This is a genomic window from Aquimarina macrocephali, from assembly GCF_051627225.1.
Taxonomy (GTDB): Bacteria; Bacteroidota; Bacteroidia; order Flavobacteriales; family Flavobacteriaceae; genus Aquimarina; species Aquimarina macrocephali.
Genome location: NZ_CP151795.1, coordinates 3,239,862 through 3,258,281, shown reverse-complemented (window position 1 = coordinate 3,258,281; position 18,420 = coordinate 3,239,862). Strand labels below are relative to the sequence as shown.

Here is an 18,420-nt window from a genome sequence, read left to right as displayed (position 1 = left end):
AAATGAAGAAAACATTACTTATTATCCTGCTAATTCTACCTGGAATTATTTTTTCTCAGATCGATGAGTTTTCTGTTATGGGACTTCCGACCGCTACTACAAATGTAGAAATGAATGGCGTAACTGCTGCCGCTACAGGATCAATTCTATACAATCTGGAAGAAAGTAAAATATTTGTTTTTGATGGCACAAATTGGGTAGCTACTACTAATGATAATTGGTTGATAGATGGCAATACAGGCTTGCCCGCCACATCCTTTTTAGGTCACATCGATGATGTGAAAATGGAAATTCGATCCAACAACTTACCATTATTACAATTTGGAAGAAGACAAACCTTAGGACTAACACAAGCCATTCCCGATTACACAGATAATAACCAACCCTTGGTACATATTAATGGAGATGGTACTACATCTGCGCTTCAGTTTGCGGCTGCAGGTGCGTCTTTTTATAAACCAATGTTCTTTACTACAACAAATGGAAGTTTTCGCCTAAAAGGAAGTACTGGAGGAACAGATCTGTTTGAAATCGGTTCTGCCGGGCCTGCAAATGATGGGAAATTAGAATTTATCATTGGTGATGATGGTAATGAATCTATTGTATTTAAACGATACGATTATAGACGTGGTCAGTTTCATCGAGAATTTTTTAGAGTACAAGGAAGTAACAATACTGCTGATGCCGCCACTAGATTTGGTATTAACCTAAACCCACAAGAAGTTGCTATAGACACTGGCTATGATGATCCATCCACCGGATTTAATGTTGCAAACTCTACTTTACAGCTCGAAGGATCCTTTTCAACTTCGATAACCAGTACTACCGGAAATCTAACATTAACCGAAAATCATCATACTATTCATATCACGGGAGCACATAACATAACGCTACCTAATGCCAATACTTGTGAGGGTAGGATTTACATTCTGAAAAATAGTACCAATGTAAACAGAACTATTAGCACGTATCGTGATCTTACCAATTCAAACCAGACTACTATCGGAAGTGAATCTGTATTATGGATAAAAAGTGATGGCACCAATTGGCAACAAATAAATAATTTTACAGGATCCAGTGCAGGAGTAATTGTAAGCACAGACACTAATAATGATATTACAGCAGGTACTGATAGTGGAGCTTTTTTCGATAGTCCTGTAAAGGCAATGGGTAAAGTAGCAGGAAATGGAACCGCCCTAAGAATACAAGGTGCAACAGTAGTAAGAAACGGTATTGGCAACTACACAGTAACACTTAGTAGTACAAGAAGTACTGATGACTATATTATTCAATTAACGGTAAACGATCCAAGTGTTTATCAATCTTCTATTCAGGTTACTGCTCAAACGACATCAACATTTACTGTACAAATTTATGTTAGACTTAATTTCGATACCACTCTTTATATAGACGATGCAGATTGGTATTTTACAATAAATGATTTTTAAAAAAAATCTATAATTTCTTCACAAAATGATGTGCCCATATTTCATATCCTTCATTAAGGTAGAATTTATGTGAAGGATAATTCACTACATAACTATTTAGTTCTGAGGCTTCACATCCCCTACTCTTTGCATATTCATAAATCCAATTAAATACTTTCTTCCCTATTCCTTTACTTCTGTTCTGCTCATCAATATATACATGATCGGGCTCACATGACCTTCCAACATAATGACGTGTCATAAACCATAACCCAAAAAAACCAATTAATTTTTTATCTGAATACACTCCCCAGCATTCATAATTCTGTTCAAACATCTCACTAAACCTTTGCGTTAAAACAACATCAGAAAATTGATCATTCATTAATTTCTGAAGTAATGGTAAAACGATATCAAAGTCCTCCTTTAAAATTTTGTGAAATGCTAAATCCATATGATGCTTTTCTGCAAAAATAATTATACATTTATCTCAAAGATGTAAAGAATTCTTAAAAAATAAAGAATCTGCCAATTATATTGTTTTGTTGGCTATTTATAGCTTCTTTTTAAGTATTGCAAACGAGTTTAAAAGAACAAAAAACATAAAGATGAAAGAAAAATCAGGAAAAACACAAGATCTGATCGATAAAAAATTTCTAGAGGAACGTAGTGTATTTCTTTGGGGACAGGTAGATGACAAGTCGGCTAAACATGTAATCGATAGACTTATGTATCTGGATATGGTAAGTAACAAAGAAATCAAACTATATATTAATAGTCCTGGAGGATACGTTACTTCAGGATTTGCAATGTATGATACGATTAAAAGTTTAAAAAGTCCGGTTTCTACTATTTGCACTGGATTAGCCGCTTCTATGGGGTCAATTCTTCTAAGTGTAGGCGAAAAAGGCCGAAGATTTATCCAGCCTCATGCAAAAGTGATGATTCATCAACCAAGTGGTGGTGCCAGAGGACAAGCTTCTAACATAGAAATTCAGGCAGCAGAAATTCTTAAGACCAAAGAACTAAGTGCTCAAATACTTGCTGATAACTGCGGACAAGATGTTGAGAAAGTATTGAAGGACTTTAATCGTGATTATTGGATGGATGCTGAAGAATCATTAGAATACGGAATTATAGATGGAATTCTGGAATAATACATCCAGAAATGATATAAATTGTAATCCGATTATACCTATGGTAAGAAGAGATTTTATTGGTATTAGTGCCCTGGGGATGATCGGAGTTTCATTATCATCATTTTCTATGCTTCAGTCAGAATTCTCTAAAGATGATCTTATGGGAAAAAGCAATCCATTACTTTTTGGTGATGGATATAAGCTTCGAAAAGATGCTTATGAAGCTTTTCTTAAAATGAAGACTGAAGCACTAAAAAGTGGATTCAAAATAAAAGTTGTTTCCAGTTATAGAAACTATGCGCACCAGAATCGAATCTGGGAACGTAAATACAAAAAGTTTACAACCAAAGGGTTATCCCCTATTAAAGCAATACAAAAGATTATAGAATATTCTACCATTCCTGGTACATCAAGACATCACTGGGGTACAGATTTAGATATTGTAGATGGTAATGCTCCACAACCCAAAGGATTGCTTCTTGCCGAGAATTTTGAGGGTGATGGCCCATTTTGTAAGTTTAAAGAGTGGATGGATAAACATGCTAACTCTTTTGGTTTCTATCTTGTATATACAGATAAAGAAAATAGAAAAGGTTTTAAATATGAACCTTGGCACTATTCGTATGCTCCACTTTCTATTCCCATGTTAAAAGCATATCAGAAACTAGATATTGCCACAGAGTTAAAAAAAGCAAATTTACTTGGCAGTAACTTTTTCTCAGAAGACTTCATTAAACAATATATTACAGAGAACATATCTGATATTAACCCAGAATTATTATAGTAATATAAAATTCTTATTATTTTTATAATTCTCCAGAAAAATGTTCCTTTTAACTCAAAATCACCTTTTTGCTATTTCGTCGCATCCTATGCTATGTGTAAAATTCTTCTTTTTCGGTTAAATCAAAAAAGTCAAGATCAATTCTATATACTAAAATTATACTATTTTAGTTATTTATTAAAATAAAGACCCCATACTAATGAAAACTTCTTTAATTAAATATTTTTGCGCTTTTATTCTTTTATGTACTGCCTTTTCTTGTTCTAAAGATGATGACAATACCATTACAGAAACTCCAAGTGAAATTTCGATTACAGACGAAATACTAAAATTGGTAAATGAATATCGACAAGGTAAAGGACTAGAGGCTTTGGCAAAAAATACAACTGCCGAACAACTAGCTGCGGATCATACACGATATATGATTTCTAAAGGTAATATCAACCATGATAATTTTGATGCTAAATTCAAAACTTTACGAGAAAAGGAAAATGCTACAGGAATGGCAGAAAATGTAGCTAGTTTTTATCCCGATGCCCAAAGTGTTGTAGCTGGATGGATTGATAGTGAAGGACATAGAAAAAATATTGAGGGTAACTACACCCACACTGGTATTGCTGCTATAAAAGATGAAAGTGGCAGATACTACTATACACAAATTTTTTACCGCTAAACTCTGCAAACTCAACTATGCAAGGTTAGCACTAATCTTGTTCTTTAACTAAGAACGGTACCTCTAGTGGTTGCTTACTAAAAAGTGTTTTTTGCATTTTATTAGTAAGCAACTTTTATATTTATTAACTTTAAACTTTTCGATATCAAAATTAGTTTATAATGAGACGTGGCGGCTTAAAAATTAGAATATTAATAGGTTTAGCAATTATAGCATTTGCATTTTTTAAAAAATGTAATAATAAAACACTAAATCCCTATACAGATAGAGTACAAAATATTAATATGACAAGTGATCAGGAAATAGCCATAGGATTACAAAGTGCTCCCGAAATGGCCCAACAACACGGAGGATTATACCCTGATCAAAAATTACAAAGCTATATTGATATGATCGGAAACAAATTGGTCAATTCGAGTATGGCAAAACAAACTCCGTATAAATATGAGTTTCATTTATTAGCCGATCCAAATACTATTAATGCTTTTGCATTACCAGGAGGGCAAATATTTATAACCTATGCTTTGTTATCCAAATTAGAAAATGAAGATCAGGTTGCTGGTGTGTTAGGCCATGAAATCGGCCATGTATTAGGGCGACATTCTGCAGAAAGAATAGCAGAACACGAATTCTGGAAAACTATATCTACCGGGGCATCAGTTGGTGCAGATGCCGGAGGAATTGTAAATGGTATCGGACAAAATGTTTTATTAAAAAATGGGCGTGGTGATGAATTAGAAAGTGATAAACTAGGTATTTTATTTATGATCAATTCGGGCTACAATCCTGAAGAAATGATTGGTGTGATGAAAATTCTAAAAGCTGCTGCCGGACCTAACCGTACTCCTGAGTTTCAAAGCTCCCACCCTGACCCCGAAAATCGTATAGAAAAAATCAAAGAGGCAATACGAGAATATAGTAATGTGCAATAAAAAACCATTGCCTGTTTATATCAACAAGCAATGGCTTTAAAACTTATGACAGTTTCTCTAGAAGAGCTACTGCATCCTTGGCATTAGATAACTTTGCAAATTTCATTGCTGTATAGCCTTTACTATCTTTAGTTTTGATATTTGCTCCATTTTTCACAAGCACTTTAATAATATCTGTACGGTTATATCGCGCAGCATACATAAGTGGTGTCATCCCGTCGGATTTTTGATTAACATCGCTTCCGAGTTCAATCAGTTTTTTTACGGTTTCTAAATCTCCTTTTACAATTGCCATACAAAACGGACTTGTCTTATATGCTGTAAGATCATAATTATGACTGGCAGTAGTCACATTTGTTTCTGCAGCTATACTTACAGAGGTAATACACATAACCAATAAGGTTGCTAAAACTGTTTTTTTCATGATGAAATTGATTTTAAGTTATTTGATTGACTTATATACAGTACGACCTTAGAATCGGTATCATGTTACACCTACTTTTGCCAAATAACAGGATTTTAACTTTCTCATAACAAAATATTCTGATAAAGCTGATACATTTTTATGCAATAAACCCGCCTACCATTATAAAATGATAGACGGGTTTATACAGGTTTTAAAACTAATTCTGAGTAATTACTTTTTCTTAAGCTCTGAGATCAAAGTCATAGCTTCTTTGGCTCCTGAAATTTCTGCATATTTCATTGCAGTATAGCCTTTCGTATTTTTAAGATTGATTTTTGCACCGTTAGCAACCAAAAGTTTAATGATTTCTAATCTATTATAACGAGCTGCATACATAAGAGGTGTCATACCCTCTGAAAATTTATTTACTTCACTTCCTAGTTCAACCATTTTTTTCACCATTTCATAGTCGCCTTTAGCGATTGAAATACAAAAAGGAGAAACATTAATAATTTCTGTTTTTACAACCTTGTATGATTTAAGGTTTTTCACGGGATCGTTTGCTAAAACTAGACCAACCGTCATACACATTACTAAAATTGATAGCTTTTTCATTTTTTATTTTTATAGGTTCATTATTGATTTGTGCTATGTCAAAAATTTGACGCCGCAAATGAATTACATTATTCTTATAAAAAATAGTGTAATTTTAAGAATAACTTACTTTTAACCTTCCCTACACAAATTCGTTAATAATTTCACAAAAACGACACGTCAGATAATATTACAAAAAGGTATAAATCACATAGGAATAACATAAGCTTTTTGTATGCTTGTAAGTGAAGTTGTAACTTTGTTTCTTATTTCATTTTTTTGAGATTTAAGTTCAAAAAATAACCAACCAAAAACCTTAATTAAGAATACATTATGAACAAAAAAGTAATCCTGATGATCCTGGATGGATGGGGAACATCACCTGACCCTAAAGTATCCGCCATCGATCATGCAAACACTTCGTATATCGATAGTTTATACACTCACTACCCTAATGCTTCTTTACGTACAGATGGACTTCATGTAGGTTTACCAGATGGACAAATGGGAAATAGTGAGGTTGGTCATATGAACCTTGGGGCTGGCAGAATTGTATATCAGGATTTGGCCAAAATCAATATGGCAGTCAAAAACAACACTTTAAAAGACGAATCTGTTCTTCTAGATGCTTTTCGTTATGCCAAAGAAAAAAACAAAAATGTTCATTTACTTGGTCTGGTAAGCGACGGTGGGGTTCACTCTCATATCAATCATATTAAAGGATTACTTGATGCAGCTCATTCTTACGAATTAAAAAATGTTTTCCTTCATGCATTTACCGATGGTCGTGATGTAGATCCTAAATCTGGCAAAACTCACATTAAAAACATCCAGGATTACATGTCCAAAACCACAGGCAAATTAGCTTCTATCATAGGGAGGTACTATGCCATGGATAGAGACAAAAGATGGGAACGTGTTAAATTAGCATATGACCTATTGGTTAATGGAGTTGGAGAAACCAGCACTGATGCCTTAAATAGCATTCAAAATAGTTATGATAATGACATTACAGATGAATTTATCAAACCAATTATACTTCAAGAAAATGGAGCTTCGGTAGCCACAATAAATAATGACGATGTTGTGATTTTCTTTAATTTCAGAACAGACCGAGGCAGAGAGTTAACCGAAATGCTTTCTCAAAAAGATATGCACGAGTATAATACACATAAGCTTTCTTTACATTATGTTACAATGACAAATTATGATGAAAACTTTAAAGGCATTAATGTTATTTATAATAAAGATAATATTACCGAAACTCTTGGCGAAATCATTTCTAAAGCTGGTAAAACTCAAATTCGAATTGCAGAAACAGAAAAATATCCACACGTCACCTTCTTTTTTTCTGGAGGACAAGAACAACCTTTTGATGGAGAATCCAGAATATTAAGAAATTCTCCAAAGGTAGCAACTTATGATCTTAAACCCGAAATGAGTGCTTATGAGTTAAGAGATGCCCTTGTACCAGAACTACAAAAAGGGGATGTTGATTTTGTATGTTTAAACTTTGCAAATGGTGATATGGTAGGACATACAGGAGTGATGGAAGCTGCTATTAAAGCTTGTGAAGCCGTGGACCAATGTGTAAAAGATGTAGTAATCGCCGGACTAGAAAACCAATATTCTATTATTATGATTGCAGATCATGGTAATTGCGAAACTATGATCAATCCAGATGGCACACCACATACAGCTCATACGACTAATCCTGTTCCTTTTATTTTAATAGGTAATGATCAGATAAAAGTAAAAGATGGAGTTTTGGGAGATATTGCTCCTACAATTCTTGAGCTTATGGGGATAGAAAAACCTAAAGCTATGACACAAGATTCATTACTAAAATAACTATAATTAAGATACTTTCTATATTATCTTAAAGCTATTCTTAATAAGAATATAGTAAACAAAAAACACTCTTTATCATAGTTGTATAAAGAGTGTTTTTATTTTTCAAAATTCTTTTGTTACCTTAACCTAGATTATACTCCTTTATGTAAGTAAAAAAAAGTATAATTAATACGCAGCGAAACCCGATATTCTTGGTTATACATTATATGAGTTAAGCACTAACCCTTATTCATGAATATAAAAGAACAAGACAGACTAGTAAAAGCCTGCAAAAAGGGTAATCGGGATGCCATGGAAAAAATATACAACATTTTTGCACCGCGAATGATAGCGGTGGGTCTTCGCTATTGTACAAATCAATCTGACGCAGAAGACATTGTACAAGATGCTTTTATTAAAGTATTTAAAGCCATTCAAAAATATCGTCATAAAGGAACATTGGGGAGTTGGATTGAAAGAATCGTTGTGAATTGTGCCATTGATCATTGGCATAAAATGAAAAAAACGATTCATGTCGATCATGAAGATTTCATTAATAAAAATGAGGTACATGAACTAGAAGAACCCGAAAAAGAGTATCTATCTAAAGAAATATCAATAGAGAAACTAAGAATCTTGATTAGTGATTTACCAGAACAGTATCGCTATGTTCTGAATCTTTATGCCATAGAAGGATATTCTCATAAAGAAATAGGAGAAATGCTTAACATTAAAGAGAGCACATCAAGATCTAACTATACCCGAGCAAGAAAGAAGCTATTAGAGAGTATGAGAAATAATGGAGTTGTAAAGTTTTAACGTTTAAAACCTAAATGAGTAACAAATGAAAGATGACAAAGACCTTTTAAAACCGCTTTTACGAGCAAAGTTTAAAAGTGATTCGGTTATACCATCGAAGGACAGGTTTGATGACATATACAATGCAGTACAGAAGCAAAAGGTTAAACGCAATTATATACCTTGGCATGAAATTACTGTAATTGCGATATTGCTTTGCGCTGTATTCATCTTGTATTATGTAATGAATGATACGACTTCAGAAAAAACAGACATCACTCCGTCACATAAAGAAAATATTGACTCTATCGAACCAAAAAATGAGCAAACTACAATCCAAACAGAAGAGCAACCAAAAATTATTGAAGTCAAGCCAGTAGAATCCAATACAGATTCTAAATCTGTAAAAACAGCCAAAACAGAAACTTTTTCTATCGACTCTACCATCTTAGAACCAGACGAAGAAAGTAAAGAAAAAGGATTTATTGGAGTATCCTATATCGCTTCAGAAAAATATGCTTCAACAAAAAACACTAAGTATATTAAACTTCCTGATTCAAGTATGATGGTAATGAGGAAAAATAGTAAAGTTAACTTTAATACTTCGATACAAAGTTATCGAAGAGTTGATCTTGTTGGTACTATATTCTTTTCAATACAGAAAAATGAATCAAAACCATTCGTTATACACGGAAAATATTGTAATGTTCAAGTTAGTGGTAATTCTTTTGCAATATCTACAGAAAAAGATGCTGATTATATCACACTTATTAAAGGTTTTGCAGAAATAATTCATCGTAAAACTGGTAAAAAACAAAAAGTAGTTTCGGGACAAAGTTTTAGTATCAATAACCAGGGGATTATTCTCCTTAAAAGAGCTCCTAATCAATTTGCCTGGAAAACTGGTGTTCTACATTATAAAAATGTTAGTGTGAGTCAAATTATCCATGATTTAGGAGAAAACTTTGATGCCAAAATTAGGCTAAAACGCAGTCCTTTACTCGATTGCAAATACACTGGATCTTTTAGCAATGCAACTACCGAAAAAGTTCTTGGTGAATTGGCTAAAAAGTTGAATATAAAAATAGAAAAGGAAGGCGAGATTTTTATAATTATAGGAGAAGGTAATTGCGCAGATTAAAATTTTGCATATCGTAAATATCTTCTTTGTAAACTCTAAAAAGATGTTTTAACATATTTGATTCTTTTAGTACTTCTTACTATAAATACAACTCGTTGGGCATTCGAAATTAATAGCATAAAAAAGCGTCAATTCGAGTGGTTTTTCGAAATAGAATGAAGAAAAATTGTATCGAGAATAGCTTTTTTAATTCAAAATTCTATTCTCGATACACTTCTTCCTTTGGTCGAAGCACTCGAATTGACAAATTTCGAATTAAAAAATCTTAAATGCACAACGGGTTTATAAATGCATTATTTATATATTAAAAAACCGGCCTATAAAGTGTTTTATAGACCGGTTTTTTAAATTTGAATATTATTAGTTCTATAAATCAAAAGTTATCGTTCCCTCTATTGAAGTAAGTACAACTTTGCGATCACAGGCTCCATCTCCAAAATCAATATTAAAGTTAACTCCAAAATTACTAGAATAATCTTGCGCTCCTTGCACAGGGTATTTAAGAAAGCTTAACCCTTCAAAACATGCTGCCTTATATACTATTGGTGATCCATCAACAGATTTTGATTTTACAAAGAAAGGTTCTTTTAAATTTTCTAATGAAGAAGATTCTTTCAAGGTAATAATCTCCTGCTCTGTAAAACGGTTTTCAAAAGAAAAATTTCTATTCGTAGTATAATGATATGTTTTTCCATCGGGAGCTGTAATAACTCCATCTATTTCTACATCAAATACAGGAATATCATTGGTGCTTTGTTCTTCATTTTTTTGAGCTACTCTATATCCATCAAAAATATACCCTTGTTCATATTGTACATTTTTAAACACTGCAGAATCCTTAAATTTAGATGGCAAATCTTCGGCTACATAGTATTCTAGGCTACCTGTCCAATCATCAAATTGACATTGATCTCCTGCATCATTCAAAATCATTTTACTGTAATGATCATATCCAGAAAAACCTGGGATAGGTTTTTCCTGATAAGGAATTAATAATTCAATAGAGAAACAAGTCCCTTTGCTGTTTTTGGATGATTTTTTAAGATCTAAGGAAGCTTGTTCTGAGATTTTTCCAAAATCATCCATAGCGAAGTTTACTGTTTTACTCAATTCAAATGTTTCTTTATTATTTTGTTCAGAAACACTATCATCAACATCATTTTTAGTACAACTCACTACTAGGCCAAAAATCAGGGCACAAATCAATAGTTTTTTCATGGTTTTCTTTTTTTAAGTGAATATTATCTTTGTTTTCTATTTATTAAACCTTAAAAAAATAAAAACGCTGCGTCGATACTTCATTATTTGTTAAACTAGCGTCAAATCATTGGATCAGGCATTAGATTTTGTATATATTGGCAGAGGAAACAATTTTGGATCAAAATGAGAAAAACATTTTTTTAACTATTCCCAGTTTTCTTTTTTCATGCGGAAAGTTCACAAGAGAAACTCTCGAAAAAAATATGTTAGCCATTGTTTCTGAGCAACCCTACAAAGATTGAATAATTCGATGACACCAAAAGAAAAATTAAACGCACTCGGACTCCAATTACCAGAAATATCAACTCCAGGAGGATCTTACGTATCTGTAAACACAAGGGGAAATATAGCCTATATAGCTATTCAATTTCCTATTCGCAATGGAGAGTATTTATATCAAGGTAGATTGGGAGATACCATAACTACAGATCAAGGATATGAAGCTATGAAATTATGTGCTCTTAATGTTCTTGCCCAAATAGACGAGAAAATTGGCTTTGATGCTATTGAAGGCCTTAATCATATTGACGCTTATTTCCAGTCAAGTATTAGCTGGGATGATTCTCCTATTGTGGTAAATGGTGCTTCAGACTTATTTATTGAAGTACTAGAACAAAAAGGCACGCACACCAGGGCAATTTTTGGAGTGGATAAACTTCCTCGAAATTTTAGCGTGGGTCTAACTACATCATTTACACTAAAAACCACTTAAAAATACGCTAATCATTATCGTAAAAAAGTGAAATCTTAAAATAGAGGGAACTGTTAGGTAGAACAAGCATTATTCTTTGTAAATTTGCCTTCTTTTACCAAGGAATTGTTTACATATGATTATTACCAAAACACGTGAAGAAATAGAATTAATGCGCGAAAGTGCACTAATCGTATCAAAGACATTAGGGATGTTAGCCCCCGAAGTTAAACCTGGGGTAACTACGCTACATTTGGATAAACTTGCAGAAGAGTTTATTAGAGATCACGGTGCAATTCCCGGTTTTTTGGGATTGTATGATTTCCCAAACACCTTATGTATGAGTCCTAATGCTCAAGTAGTTCATGGGATTCCGAATAATACTCCGTTAGAAGAAGGTGATATTATATCTATTGATTGTGGTGCTATTAAAAATGATTTCTATGGAGATCATGCGTATACATTTCCTGTAGGCGAAGTATCAGAGGAAGTAGAACGTTTACTTCGCGTTACTAAAGAATCTTTATACGTTGGAATTGCAGAGCTTAAAGTTGGAAAACGAGTAGGTGATGTTGGGTATGCTATCCAAAAATTCACTGAAGAAGCTGGTTATGGTGTAGTTAGAGAATTAGTAGGTCATGGTTTGGGTCGAAAAATGCATGAAGATCCCGAAATGCCTAATTATGGTCGCCGTGGTAAAGGGAAAAAATTTATCGAAGGTATGGTGGTTGCCATTGAACCTATGACAAACATGGGAACACATCGTATCAAACAATTACAAGATGGGTGGACTATTCTTACTGCAGACGGAAAACCAAGTGCTCATTTTGAGCATGATGTAGCTATAATTGATGGAAAACCAGAAATCCTATCAACTTTTAAATATATCTATCAGGCATTAGGTATTGAATCTAATGAAGAAGATGCCTTTAGGCAAGAAGTACTGACTGTATAATATATATTCTTTAGTGCTCAAAAGCCTTCTTTATGTAGCTTTTCAAAATGAAAAAACTATTTAAATTTATACTTAATACTATCCCCAGGCCGCTATTGATTCGATTGAGTTATATAGCACGCCCAATATTATCATTATTTTTACGAGGAAACACATATACGGATCCAATTGATGGTAAAAGTTTTTCTCGTTTTCTGCCTTATGGATATGGTAAACAAAGAGACAATGTACTTTCTCCTTCGACTTTATCATTAGAACGACATCGGTTACTCTGGTTATTTCTAACTAATGAAACCGAATTTTTTACTACTCCCGCCAAAGTATTACATTTTGCTCCTGAACAAGCATTTTATAAAAGGTTTAGAAATTTAAAGCACCTTGATTATACTACTACTGATCTTAATTCTCCATTAGCAGATGTAAAAGCAGATATCTGCAATTTACCTTTTGTCGATAGCGAATATGACATTATTTTTTGTAATCATGTTTTAGAACATATCCCAGATGATACTACTGCTATGCAAGAAATTTTCAGGGTGTTAAAACCAGGAGGAATGGCCATTCTGCAAATTCCTCAGGATCTAAATAGAGATGTAACCTTTGAAGATAACAGCATCACAGATCCACAAGAACGAGCCAGAATATTTGGTCAATACGATCATGTAAGGGTCTATGGCCGGGATTATTTCGAAAAATTAAGGTCTATTGGTTTTAAGGTCGATGAGATAGATTACACCAATATTTTATCAAAAGAATGTGTAACAAAATACTGTCTTGCCCCTGGTGAGATCCTTCCTGTTTGTTATAAGCATTAATACTTACTTTTCAGGAAAACCATTTACAGATAGTGTTTTTAATTCCTTATTCTGATCTTCATAAATAAAGTATGCTTTGAGTTCTTGATGTGTTTCTAAGAATTTTTTTGAGTCTTCTAATCCCATCGACATTAATGCAGTTGCATATGCATCTGCTTCCATACAGGTATTGGTAATGATAGAAACCGCCAGAAGGTTTGATTTTAGTGGATATCCTGTCTTAGTATTCAAAATATGAATATATCGCTCTCCGTTTTCATCAATTTTATACTTTCTATATCCACCAGAAGTGGCCATAGCTTCATCATGTAATGAAATCACCTTACTATAGGATTGCGTATCATCAAAATTAGGATCTTCTACTCCTATTTTCCATGGTTTCTGTTTAATTACATTACTTCCTTTACCTCTAATCTCTCCTCCTATCTCAACCAGGTAATTTTTAAATCCTTTACTTTCAAAAAAATCAAAAAAAACATCTACCCCATATCCTTTTGCCAATGCATTAAAATCGATATATGTTTTAGGGTCGTCTTTTACAATTGCATCTCCTTTCAGTGTAACTTTATCTAACCCAACCGATAGCAACAAGCTATCTATTTTAAGGCTATCTAAAGAGATAATTTTTCCTTCTGGTCCAAAGTCCCATGCATTTACCAAAATCCCAATAGTAGGATCAAAAGCACCATTGGTTTCTTTATATATTTTCTTAGAAGTAGTAAATACTTTTTCAAAATGGTCATCTATCGTTACTGTAGTATCACCAGAATTAATTCTGGATATATCAGAATCCTTGATATAAGTAGACATTGATCTATTAATAACGCCAATCAAACTGTCATATGATGTTGAAAAATCATACTCTTTATCATCTATAAACTGAACAGAAAAAGTGGTTCCAAAAGCTTTTCCATTAGTGTAGTTAAGGTGTAATTTAGCCTCCTTTTTACATGAGACAAACAATCCTATTACTATAACTATACCTATTTTTCGAATCATAATTTTAGTTCAAATGAGTTTCTATTGTTTGTAATCCTGCATATTCTAAAACATATTCTTCGTTTAAAAACACCGGTTTATTTGGGTTTTCAGAATTTTGTAAACCAACACCGGCATAGAATACTTTTGCTTCTTGTTCTATCGCATGCTTTTTAAACGACTCCATCCAGATGACATCATAATTATGAGGGTTATCTGGATACGAAACTACTTTAACAAGCACGAAATATCTTTGATTAGATTTATCAACACATACAAACTGCGGATGTTTTCCCAGAGTGCTATTAATTGCAATAAATTCGAAACCTTTTTTTTCTAATTCTTCACCTACAATATTCATTGCAAGGTTATGTAATTCTTGTCTGGTAAGTATTCTGGTCATAGGGAGGCAAAGATATTATTTTGAAAGCATAATTCAGAATTATACCGAACTCATCTTTATTTTTTGTCTTACATCAAAAAGTCCAACCATTTCTATGCATTCTTCACAAATAATAGTATAAAATATAGCCATTATTTTACGCATTCAGAGAAATTATTGTATGTTTAGTGTGATAATTTAATAAGCTTTTTCATGACTGTTAAACTATCTTTTTTAATGTGATAACCTTATAAACATACCCTATGGAAAATAAAATTACTTTGGCCGGATTAGATTTCGTAATTAATTTTTGTAACAAAATAAATACTCAACCTATTCCTTTGGCAGAAATCCCACAACAATCTTTAGCGAATATATATGCCAATCCCAAAGGAGAAAGACACTATATCGTTAATATTATTTCGTTTTTACCTCTTAAACTAGATCCTGTAAAAAACGCCAGTAGTGGTTTGTTTTTAAATGAAGAAAAAACCATATTCTTTAATTATAATGGAGTTACTGACATAAAGACCAGTATACATACCGAAAGTGGTTTGGTCGTTTCTCGAGATTTTAATATTGTATATGATTCTACCGATCCTATCCCCTCAGAATTTAATATGTATCATATTCAGATAGATTATAAAATTGCATCCCTAAGAACACAGAGTGTAGAAGCTATTGTAGTACATGATAAAAATCTAGATCCTGAGACCGATAGAGGTACAGTGACTACTCCTGTAACGAGTGGACAATAAAATGCATAAAACGATTATCATATGGTGTGTACTTCTTGGCTATACGTTTATGCATGGTCAATCTCAAAAAAACAGTCAGCTCAACTCATTTTACAACCATTTGGATGGTTATTGTAAAGAGAAGGTTTTGGTTATTGATTTTTGTAAAGCCGTAGAGTTTTATCGTAATCACAAGTTGGATTCTTGTTACATTTATGCTGGTAAAGCATTAGAAATCACTAAACATCAAGAACAGCGGGATATCTTATATTATATCCAGGGCGTAAGTGCAATTGGCAAAAATTTGTACACCAAATCCCTCCAAAACATGGACAGTATTTCTGAAGATTTTAAATTTTCAGGGCTTAAAAATCATAAACTTGGAAGAATCTATTTGGGTTTGGAGAACTATGATCAATCTATACAGTATTATAAAAAATGGTTAAATCAAGATGAAGAGACCAAAGATGAACTTTTACTAAAAACTGCTTACCATAATCTGGGTGTTTCTTACCTGCATAAAAAAGATTATACTAAGACAAAGCATTATTTTTCTAAAGAATTAGCCTTAATCAAAGAAAAGGATACTTTTTTTGTGATTGTCACCAAAATGGAGCTTGCAAACGCCTATTATAGTCAATATAAAGATGAGGAAGCTATCGCTTTGTTTAAAGAGTGCTATCAATTGGCTAAATCATTTCATGACATCGAGCTAAAACAAAATACAGCCAAAAATATGGCGGTAGTAGAAAAAAACAGAAAACAATACCAAGAAAGTGTTGCCTATTACGTAGAATACGGAAAATGGAAAGATTCTATCTGGAACAGAGATAGAATTTGGGAGCTTACAGAAAAAGACAAACAACTTGCTATTGCACAAAAGGAGCAGGAAATACTGTTACAAGATGAAAAAATAAAACGGCAAAAAACGCAACGTAACGGTCTAATTATAGGCAGTTCACTCCTACTATTGTTTATTGGTATTCTGGGATATTTTTATAAATTGTTAATTGGTAAAAAGAAATTGATTACAGAACAGAAAGAACAACTGGATATCGCAAACACAACCAAAGATTATCTGTTTTCTGTAGTCTCACATGATTTACGATCTCCTGTTAATGCATTGAAACGACAGCATGAAAAATTGCTGGATCACATAGCTGAAAAAGATTTCTCAGGAATCAAAAAAACTACAGATACTGCAATTACCTTAACAGAATCTACCAGTCATCTATTAAACAATGTACTGCACTGGTCGTTAGAGCAAAGTGAGCAATTATTTTTTGAACAGGAAACATACCCTTTAAAACCCATTCTTGAACATGTTATAAATGATTATGAATATTTGGCAACAACCAAAGAAATTGTACTCAAAACCTTATTAGATGCATCTATTTTGGTTACAGTTGATAAAGAATCCTTAAAAATTGTTCTTCGTAATATCCTTGATAATGCTATTAAATACACCAAAAATGAAGGGAAGATTACTATATCATCTGGTAATTACGCTGCGAACGAATGTTTTATTGAGATTAAAGATACAGGTGCAGGTATTCCACCCGAAATTTTAGCAAAAATTAACTCATTACATGACATTACCACAGATAAAATTGATCGGTCTAAAGGAGTAGGTCTTGGGTTATTATTATGTCATACACTCGTTAAAAAAAATAATGGACAATTAATTTTTGATAGCGAGCCTGGTAAAGGAACAAAGATCAAAATTGTATTACCAAAAGGAATTCACTAGCAATGAAAACAATACAGCTATTATTATTAGAAGACGAAGATGAAGAAGCTAAGGAGATTTCAGAATTTTTAGGCGATAATAATTTTGAAGTTACAAGAGCCTCAACCATACAGGATGCCGAAAGAAAAATACAGGATCATTTTTTTGACATGATCATTTTGGACATTATGATAGACGGGAAACCAGATGGTATTATTTTGGCACAGCAGATTAATGAACAACAGCTTAATATTCCTTTTTTATTTTTGACCAGTACACAGAGTAAACATTTTTTTGATCTGGCTAAACTCACACAACCTGCTACTTATTTACTTAAACCTTATAATACGTTAGAGCTTTTATTTTCTATAGAGCTAGCTATCGAAAAGCACTATAAGCAATCTAATACTCTAAGTTTTAACTCAGAAAATGCGGTATTGAGTCCTACTTATATTTTTGTAAAAAAGAATAAAAGTGTGATGAAATTAGCCATAGAATGTATTCATTATATTGAGGTAAAAGAAAAATATTGTAATCTGATAAGTGAAGAAGGTAATTTTTTGATTAAGCTATCCTTAATAAAAGTAAAAGAGTTATTATCGAATCCAAACTTTACCCAAGTGCATCGTAATTTTTTGGTCAATATTAAAAAAATTAAAGAAATCTACTTTGAAGACAATCTTATCATATTGATGGATGATGCCAAAATTCCATTTAGCGAACGTTATAAGGCCTTATTTATAAAGGATAACGATATATTAAACTAACCGAATTGTAATATAGGGAGATGTAATAGTAAGGCGCATCAATAGCTTAAAAAGAAATAACTTGTGTTTTTCTTAAATATGGCTGCTCCTGCCATAACGGAAAACCCCCATTTCACCATCAGCAGAAGCAGCATATTTTCTATAAAAACTAAATGTATGAACGTTTTAATTTTATTTAACTAAATACAAATGCTATTAATTGCAAAAAACCAATCTTCATAATTCATTTTCAAACCACTATCTCCTTCTTTGTGCTCTTTTAATTGGCTCTCTAACCTCGTTTCATTATCATTTCCACTATAAAATTAATTAGAAATACGCTATCTCATGAAAGCAATGCCATAAGCGTTAAAAACTAAAGCATAAGTGTATCTAAATT

At 32.7% G+C, this 18,420-nt stretch carries 20 protein-coding genes; 14 read left to right on the top strand and 6 right to left on the bottom strand.

The features are described 5' to 3' along the window. The first annotated feature begins 2 nt into the window (after nucleotides 1–2). Nucleotides 3–1,448 carry a hypothetical protein gene (locus AAFU52_RS14055; protein ID WP_438422352.1) on the top strand — a complete coding sequence of 482 codons (1,446 nt, stop codon included), beginning with the start codon at nucleotides 3–5 and terminating at the stop codon, nucleotides 1,446–1,448. Between the two features lie 7 nt (nucleotides 1,449–1,455). On the opposite strand, the gene AAFU52_RS14050 is transcribed toward AAFU52_RS14055, so the two are convergent. After that, complete coding sequence (locus tag AAFU52_RS14050; RefSeq protein WP_438422351.1) at nucleotides 1,456–1,881, bottom strand: GNAT family N-acetyltransferase; 426 nt, start codon at nucleotides 1,879–1,881, stop codon at nucleotides 1,456–1,458. Between the two features lie 154 nt (nucleotides 1,882–2,035). Here AAFU52_RS14050 and AAFU52_RS14045 point away from each other — a divergent pair, with 154 nt between their 5' ends. The 4 genes from AAFU52_RS14045 (at nucleotide 2,036) to AAFU52_RS14030 (ending at nucleotide 4,955) form a co-directional block, all read left to right on the top strand. Further along, a complete protein-coding gene (locus AAFU52_RS14045) occupies nucleotides 2,036–2,584 on the top strand; it encodes a ClpP family protease (RefSeq protein WP_024772780.1) in 549 nt (182 codons plus the stop codon). Beyond that, entirely contained in the window at nucleotides 2,568–3,350 is a 783-nt protein-coding gene (locus AAFU52_RS14040) for a M15 family metallopeptidase (protein WP_438422350.1), read from the top strand. The genes AAFU52_RS14045 and AAFU52_RS14040 overlap by 17 nt, the downstream gene beginning before the upstream one ends. Nucleotides 3,351–3,549: 199 nt before the next feature. Continuing rightward, complete coding sequence (locus AAFU52_RS14035) at nucleotides 3,550–4,023, top strand: CAP domain-containing protein (RefSeq protein ID WP_024772782.1); 474 nt, start codon at nucleotides 3,550–3,552, stop codon at nucleotides 4,021–4,023. Between the two features lie 161 nt (nucleotides 4,024–4,184). Further along, nucleotides 4,185–4,955 carry a M48 family metalloprotease gene (locus tag AAFU52_RS14030; RefSeq protein ID WP_024772783.1) on the top strand — a complete coding sequence of 257 codons (771 nt, stop codon included), beginning with the start codon at nucleotides 4,185–4,187 and terminating at the stop codon, nucleotides 4,953–4,955. A 43-nt stretch (nucleotides 4,956–4,998) separates the two neighbouring features. Here the strand turns inward: AAFU52_RS14030 and AAFU52_RS14025 are convergent, their stop codons facing one another. After that, nucleotides 4,999–5,379: an ankyrin repeat domain-containing protein gene (locus AAFU52_RS14025; protein ID WP_024772784.1), complete on the bottom strand. Its 381-nt coding sequence runs from the start codon at nucleotides 5,377–5,379 to the stop codon at nucleotides 4,999–5,001. Nucleotides 5,380–5,592: 213 nt separating this feature from the next. Next, complete coding sequence (locus AAFU52_RS14020; RefSeq protein WP_024772785.1) at nucleotides 5,593–5,976, bottom strand: ankyrin repeat domain-containing protein; 384 nt, start codon at nucleotides 5,974–5,976, stop codon at nucleotides 5,593–5,595. Nucleotides 5,977–6,288: 312 nt separating this feature from the next. Here AAFU52_RS14020 and gpmI point away from each other — a divergent pair, with 312 nt between their 5' ends. The 3 genes from gpmI to AAFU52_RS14005 all read left to right on the top strand — a co-directional run bounded on the left by gpmI (nucleotide 6,289) and on the right by AAFU52_RS14005 (nucleotide 9,727). After that, on the top strand, nucleotides 6,289–7,806 hold the full coding sequence (gene gpmI / locus AAFU52_RS14015; protein WP_438422349.1) for a 2,3-bisphosphoglycerate-independent phosphoglycerate mutase: 1,518 nt from the start codon (nucleotides 6,289–6,291) through the stop codon (nucleotides 7,804–7,806). Nucleotides 7,807–8,040: 234 nt separating this feature from the next. Then, nucleotides 8,041–8,607, top strand: coding sequence for an RNA polymerase sigma factor (locus AAFU52_RS14010; protein ID WP_438422348.1), 567 nt, complete (start codon nucleotides 8,041–8,043; stop codon nucleotides 8,605–8,607). Nucleotides 8,608–8,632: 25 nt separating this feature from the next. Continuing rightward, nucleotides 8,633–9,727 (top strand): FecR family protein, encoded by a 1,095-nt coding sequence (locus AAFU52_RS14005; RefSeq protein ID WP_438422347.1) that lies wholly within the window; start codon nucleotides 8,633–8,635, stop codon nucleotides 9,725–9,727. 366 nt (nucleotides 9,728–10,093) lie between these two features. On the opposite strand, the gene AAFU52_RS14000 is transcribed toward AAFU52_RS14005, so the two are convergent. Next, a complete protein-coding gene (locus tag AAFU52_RS14000; RefSeq protein ID WP_438422346.1) occupies nucleotides 10,094–10,945 on the bottom strand; it encodes a hypothetical protein in 852 nt (283 codons plus the stop codon). A gap of 292 nt (nucleotides 10,946–11,237) precedes the next feature. Between AAFU52_RS14000 and AAFU52_RS13995 the strand changes: the two genes are divergently transcribed. The 3 genes from AAFU52_RS13995 (at nucleotide 11,238) to AAFU52_RS13985 (ending at nucleotide 13,448) form a co-directional block, all read left to right on the top strand. Continuing rightward, on the top strand, nucleotides 11,238–11,699 hold the full coding sequence (locus tag AAFU52_RS13995; RefSeq protein WP_438422345.1) for a RidA family protein: 462 nt from the start codon (nucleotides 11,238–11,240) through the stop codon (nucleotides 11,697–11,699). A 115-nt stretch (nucleotides 11,700–11,814) separates the two neighbouring features. Further along, complete coding sequence (gene map, locus AAFU52_RS13990; protein ID WP_024772791.1) at nucleotides 11,815–12,633, top strand: type I methionyl aminopeptidase; 819 nt, start codon at nucleotides 11,815–11,817, stop codon at nucleotides 12,631–12,633. A 47-nt stretch (nucleotides 12,634–12,680) separates the two neighbouring features. Continuing rightward, nucleotides 12,681–13,448 (top strand): class I SAM-dependent methyltransferase, encoded by a 768-nt coding sequence (locus AAFU52_RS13985; protein WP_438422344.1) that lies wholly within the window; start codon nucleotides 12,681–12,683, stop codon nucleotides 13,446–13,448. Between the two features lie 3 nt (nucleotides 13,449–13,451). Here the strand turns inward: AAFU52_RS13985 and AAFU52_RS13980 are convergent, their stop codons facing one another. Together AAFU52_RS13980 and AAFU52_RS13975 are read right to left on the bottom strand one after the other, a co-directional pair. Beyond that, nucleotides 13,452–14,447, bottom strand: coding sequence for an FAD:protein FMN transferase (locus tag AAFU52_RS13980; protein ID WP_438422343.1), 996 nt, complete (start codon nucleotides 14,445–14,447; stop codon nucleotides 13,452–13,454). A gap of 4 nt (nucleotides 14,448–14,451) precedes the next feature. Continuing rightward, a complete protein-coding gene (locus tag AAFU52_RS13975) occupies nucleotides 14,452–14,829 on the bottom strand; it encodes a Na(+)-translocating NADH-quinone reductase subunit F (RefSeq protein ID WP_438422342.1) in 378 nt (125 codons plus the stop codon). Between the two features lie 242 nt (nucleotides 14,830–15,071). Between AAFU52_RS13975 and AAFU52_RS13970 the strand changes: the two genes are divergently transcribed. The 3 genes from AAFU52_RS13970 to AAFU52_RS13960 are packed head-to-tail and all read left to right on the top strand — an operon-like array spanning nucleotide 15,072 to nucleotide 18,041. Next, nucleotides 15,072–15,566: a hypothetical protein gene (locus AAFU52_RS13970; RefSeq protein WP_438422341.1), complete on the top strand. Its 495-nt coding sequence runs from the start codon at nucleotides 15,072–15,074 to the stop codon at nucleotides 15,564–15,566. Nucleotide 15,567: 1 nt separating this feature from the next. Next, nucleotides 15,568–17,295, top strand: coding sequence for a tetratricopeptide repeat-containing sensor histidine kinase (locus tag AAFU52_RS13965; RefSeq protein ID WP_438422340.1), 1,728 nt, complete (start codon nucleotides 15,568–15,570; stop codon nucleotides 17,293–17,295). Between the two features lie 2 nt (nucleotides 17,296–17,297). Beyond that, entirely contained in the window at nucleotides 17,298–18,041 is a 744-nt protein-coding gene (locus AAFU52_RS13960) for a LytR/AlgR family response regulator transcription factor (protein WP_438422339.1), read from the top strand. Nucleotides 18,042–18,420 lie beyond the last annotated feature (379 nt).

What these genes read in the sequence shown, in the direction of transcription:
- AAFU52_RS13995 (WP_438422345.1), top strand. Translation starts at nt 11,238, where the DNA reads ATGACACCAAAAGAAAAATTAAACGCACTCGGACTCCAATTACCAGAA.
- AAFU52_RS13960 (WP_438422339.1), top strand. Translation starts at nt 17,298, where the DNA reads ATGAAAACAATACAGCTATTATTATTAGAAGACGAAGATGAAGAAGCT.
- AAFU52_RS13970 (WP_438422341.1), top strand. Translation starts at nt 15,072, where the DNA reads ATGGAAAATAAAATTACTTTGGCCGGATTAGATTTCGTAATTAATTTT.
- AAFU52_RS14030 (WP_024772783.1), top strand. Translation starts at nt 4,185, where the DNA reads ATGAGACGTGGCGGCTTAAAAATTAGAATATTAATAGGTTTAGCAATT.
- map (WP_024772791.1), top strand. Translation starts at nt 11,815, where the DNA reads ATGATTATTACCAAAACACGTGAAGAAATAGAATTAATGCGCGAAAGT.
- gpmI (WP_438422349.1), top strand. Translation starts at nt 6,289, where the DNA reads ATGAACAAAAAAGTAATCCTGATGATCCTGGATGGATGGGGAACATCA.
- AAFU52_RS13980 (WP_438422343.1), bottom strand. Translation starts at nt 14,447, where the DNA reads ATGATTCGAAAAATAGGTATAGTTATAGTAATAGGATTGTTTGTCTCA.
- AAFU52_RS13965 (WP_438422340.1), top strand. Translation starts at nt 15,568, where the DNA reads ATGCATAAAACGATTATCATATGGTGTGTACTTCTTGGCTATACGTTT.
- AAFU52_RS14000 (WP_438422346.1), bottom strand. Translation starts at nt 10,945, where the DNA reads ATGAAAAAACTATTGATTTGTGCCCTGATTTTTGGCCTAGTAGTGAGT.
- AAFU52_RS14055 (WP_438422352.1), top strand. Translation starts at nt 3, where the DNA reads ATGAAGAAAACATTACTTATTATCCTGCTAATTCTACCTGGAATTATT.
- AAFU52_RS14035 (WP_024772782.1), top strand. Translation starts at nt 3,550, where the DNA reads ATGAAAACTTCTTTAATTAAATATTTTTGCGCTTTTATTCTTTTATGT.
- AAFU52_RS14005 (WP_438422347.1), top strand. Translation starts at nt 8,633, where the DNA reads ATGAAAGATGACAAAGACCTTTTAAAACCGCTTTTACGAGCAAAGTTT.
- AAFU52_RS14040 (WP_438422350.1), top strand. Translation starts at nt 2,568, where the DNA reads ATGGAATTCTGGAATAATACATCCAGAAATGATATAAATTGTAATCCG.
- AAFU52_RS13975 (WP_438422342.1), bottom strand. Translation starts at nt 14,829, where the DNA reads ATGACCAGAATACTTACCAGACAAGAATTACATAACCTTGCAATGAAT.
- AAFU52_RS14020 (WP_024772785.1), bottom strand. Translation starts at nt 5,976, where the DNA reads ATGAAAAAGCTATCAATTTTAGTAATGTGTATGACGGTTGGTCTAGTT.
- AAFU52_RS13985 (WP_438422344.1), top strand. Translation starts at nt 12,681, where the DNA reads ATGAAAAAACTATTTAAATTTATACTTAATACTATCCCCAGGCCGCTA.
- AAFU52_RS14050 (WP_438422351.1), bottom strand. Translation starts at nt 1,881, where the DNA reads ATGGATTTAGCATTTCACAAAATTTTAAAGGAGGACTTTGATATCGTT.
- AAFU52_RS14010 (WP_438422348.1), top strand. Translation starts at nt 8,041, where the DNA reads ATGAATATAAAAGAACAAGACAGACTAGTAAAAGCCTGCAAAAAGGGT.
- AAFU52_RS14025 (WP_024772784.1), bottom strand. Translation starts at nt 5,379, where the DNA reads ATGAAAAAAACAGTTTTAGCAACCTTATTGGTTATGTGTATTACCTCT.
- AAFU52_RS14045 (WP_024772780.1), top strand. Translation starts at nt 2,036, where the DNA reads ATGAAAGAAAAATCAGGAAAAACACAAGATCTGATCGATAAAAAATTT.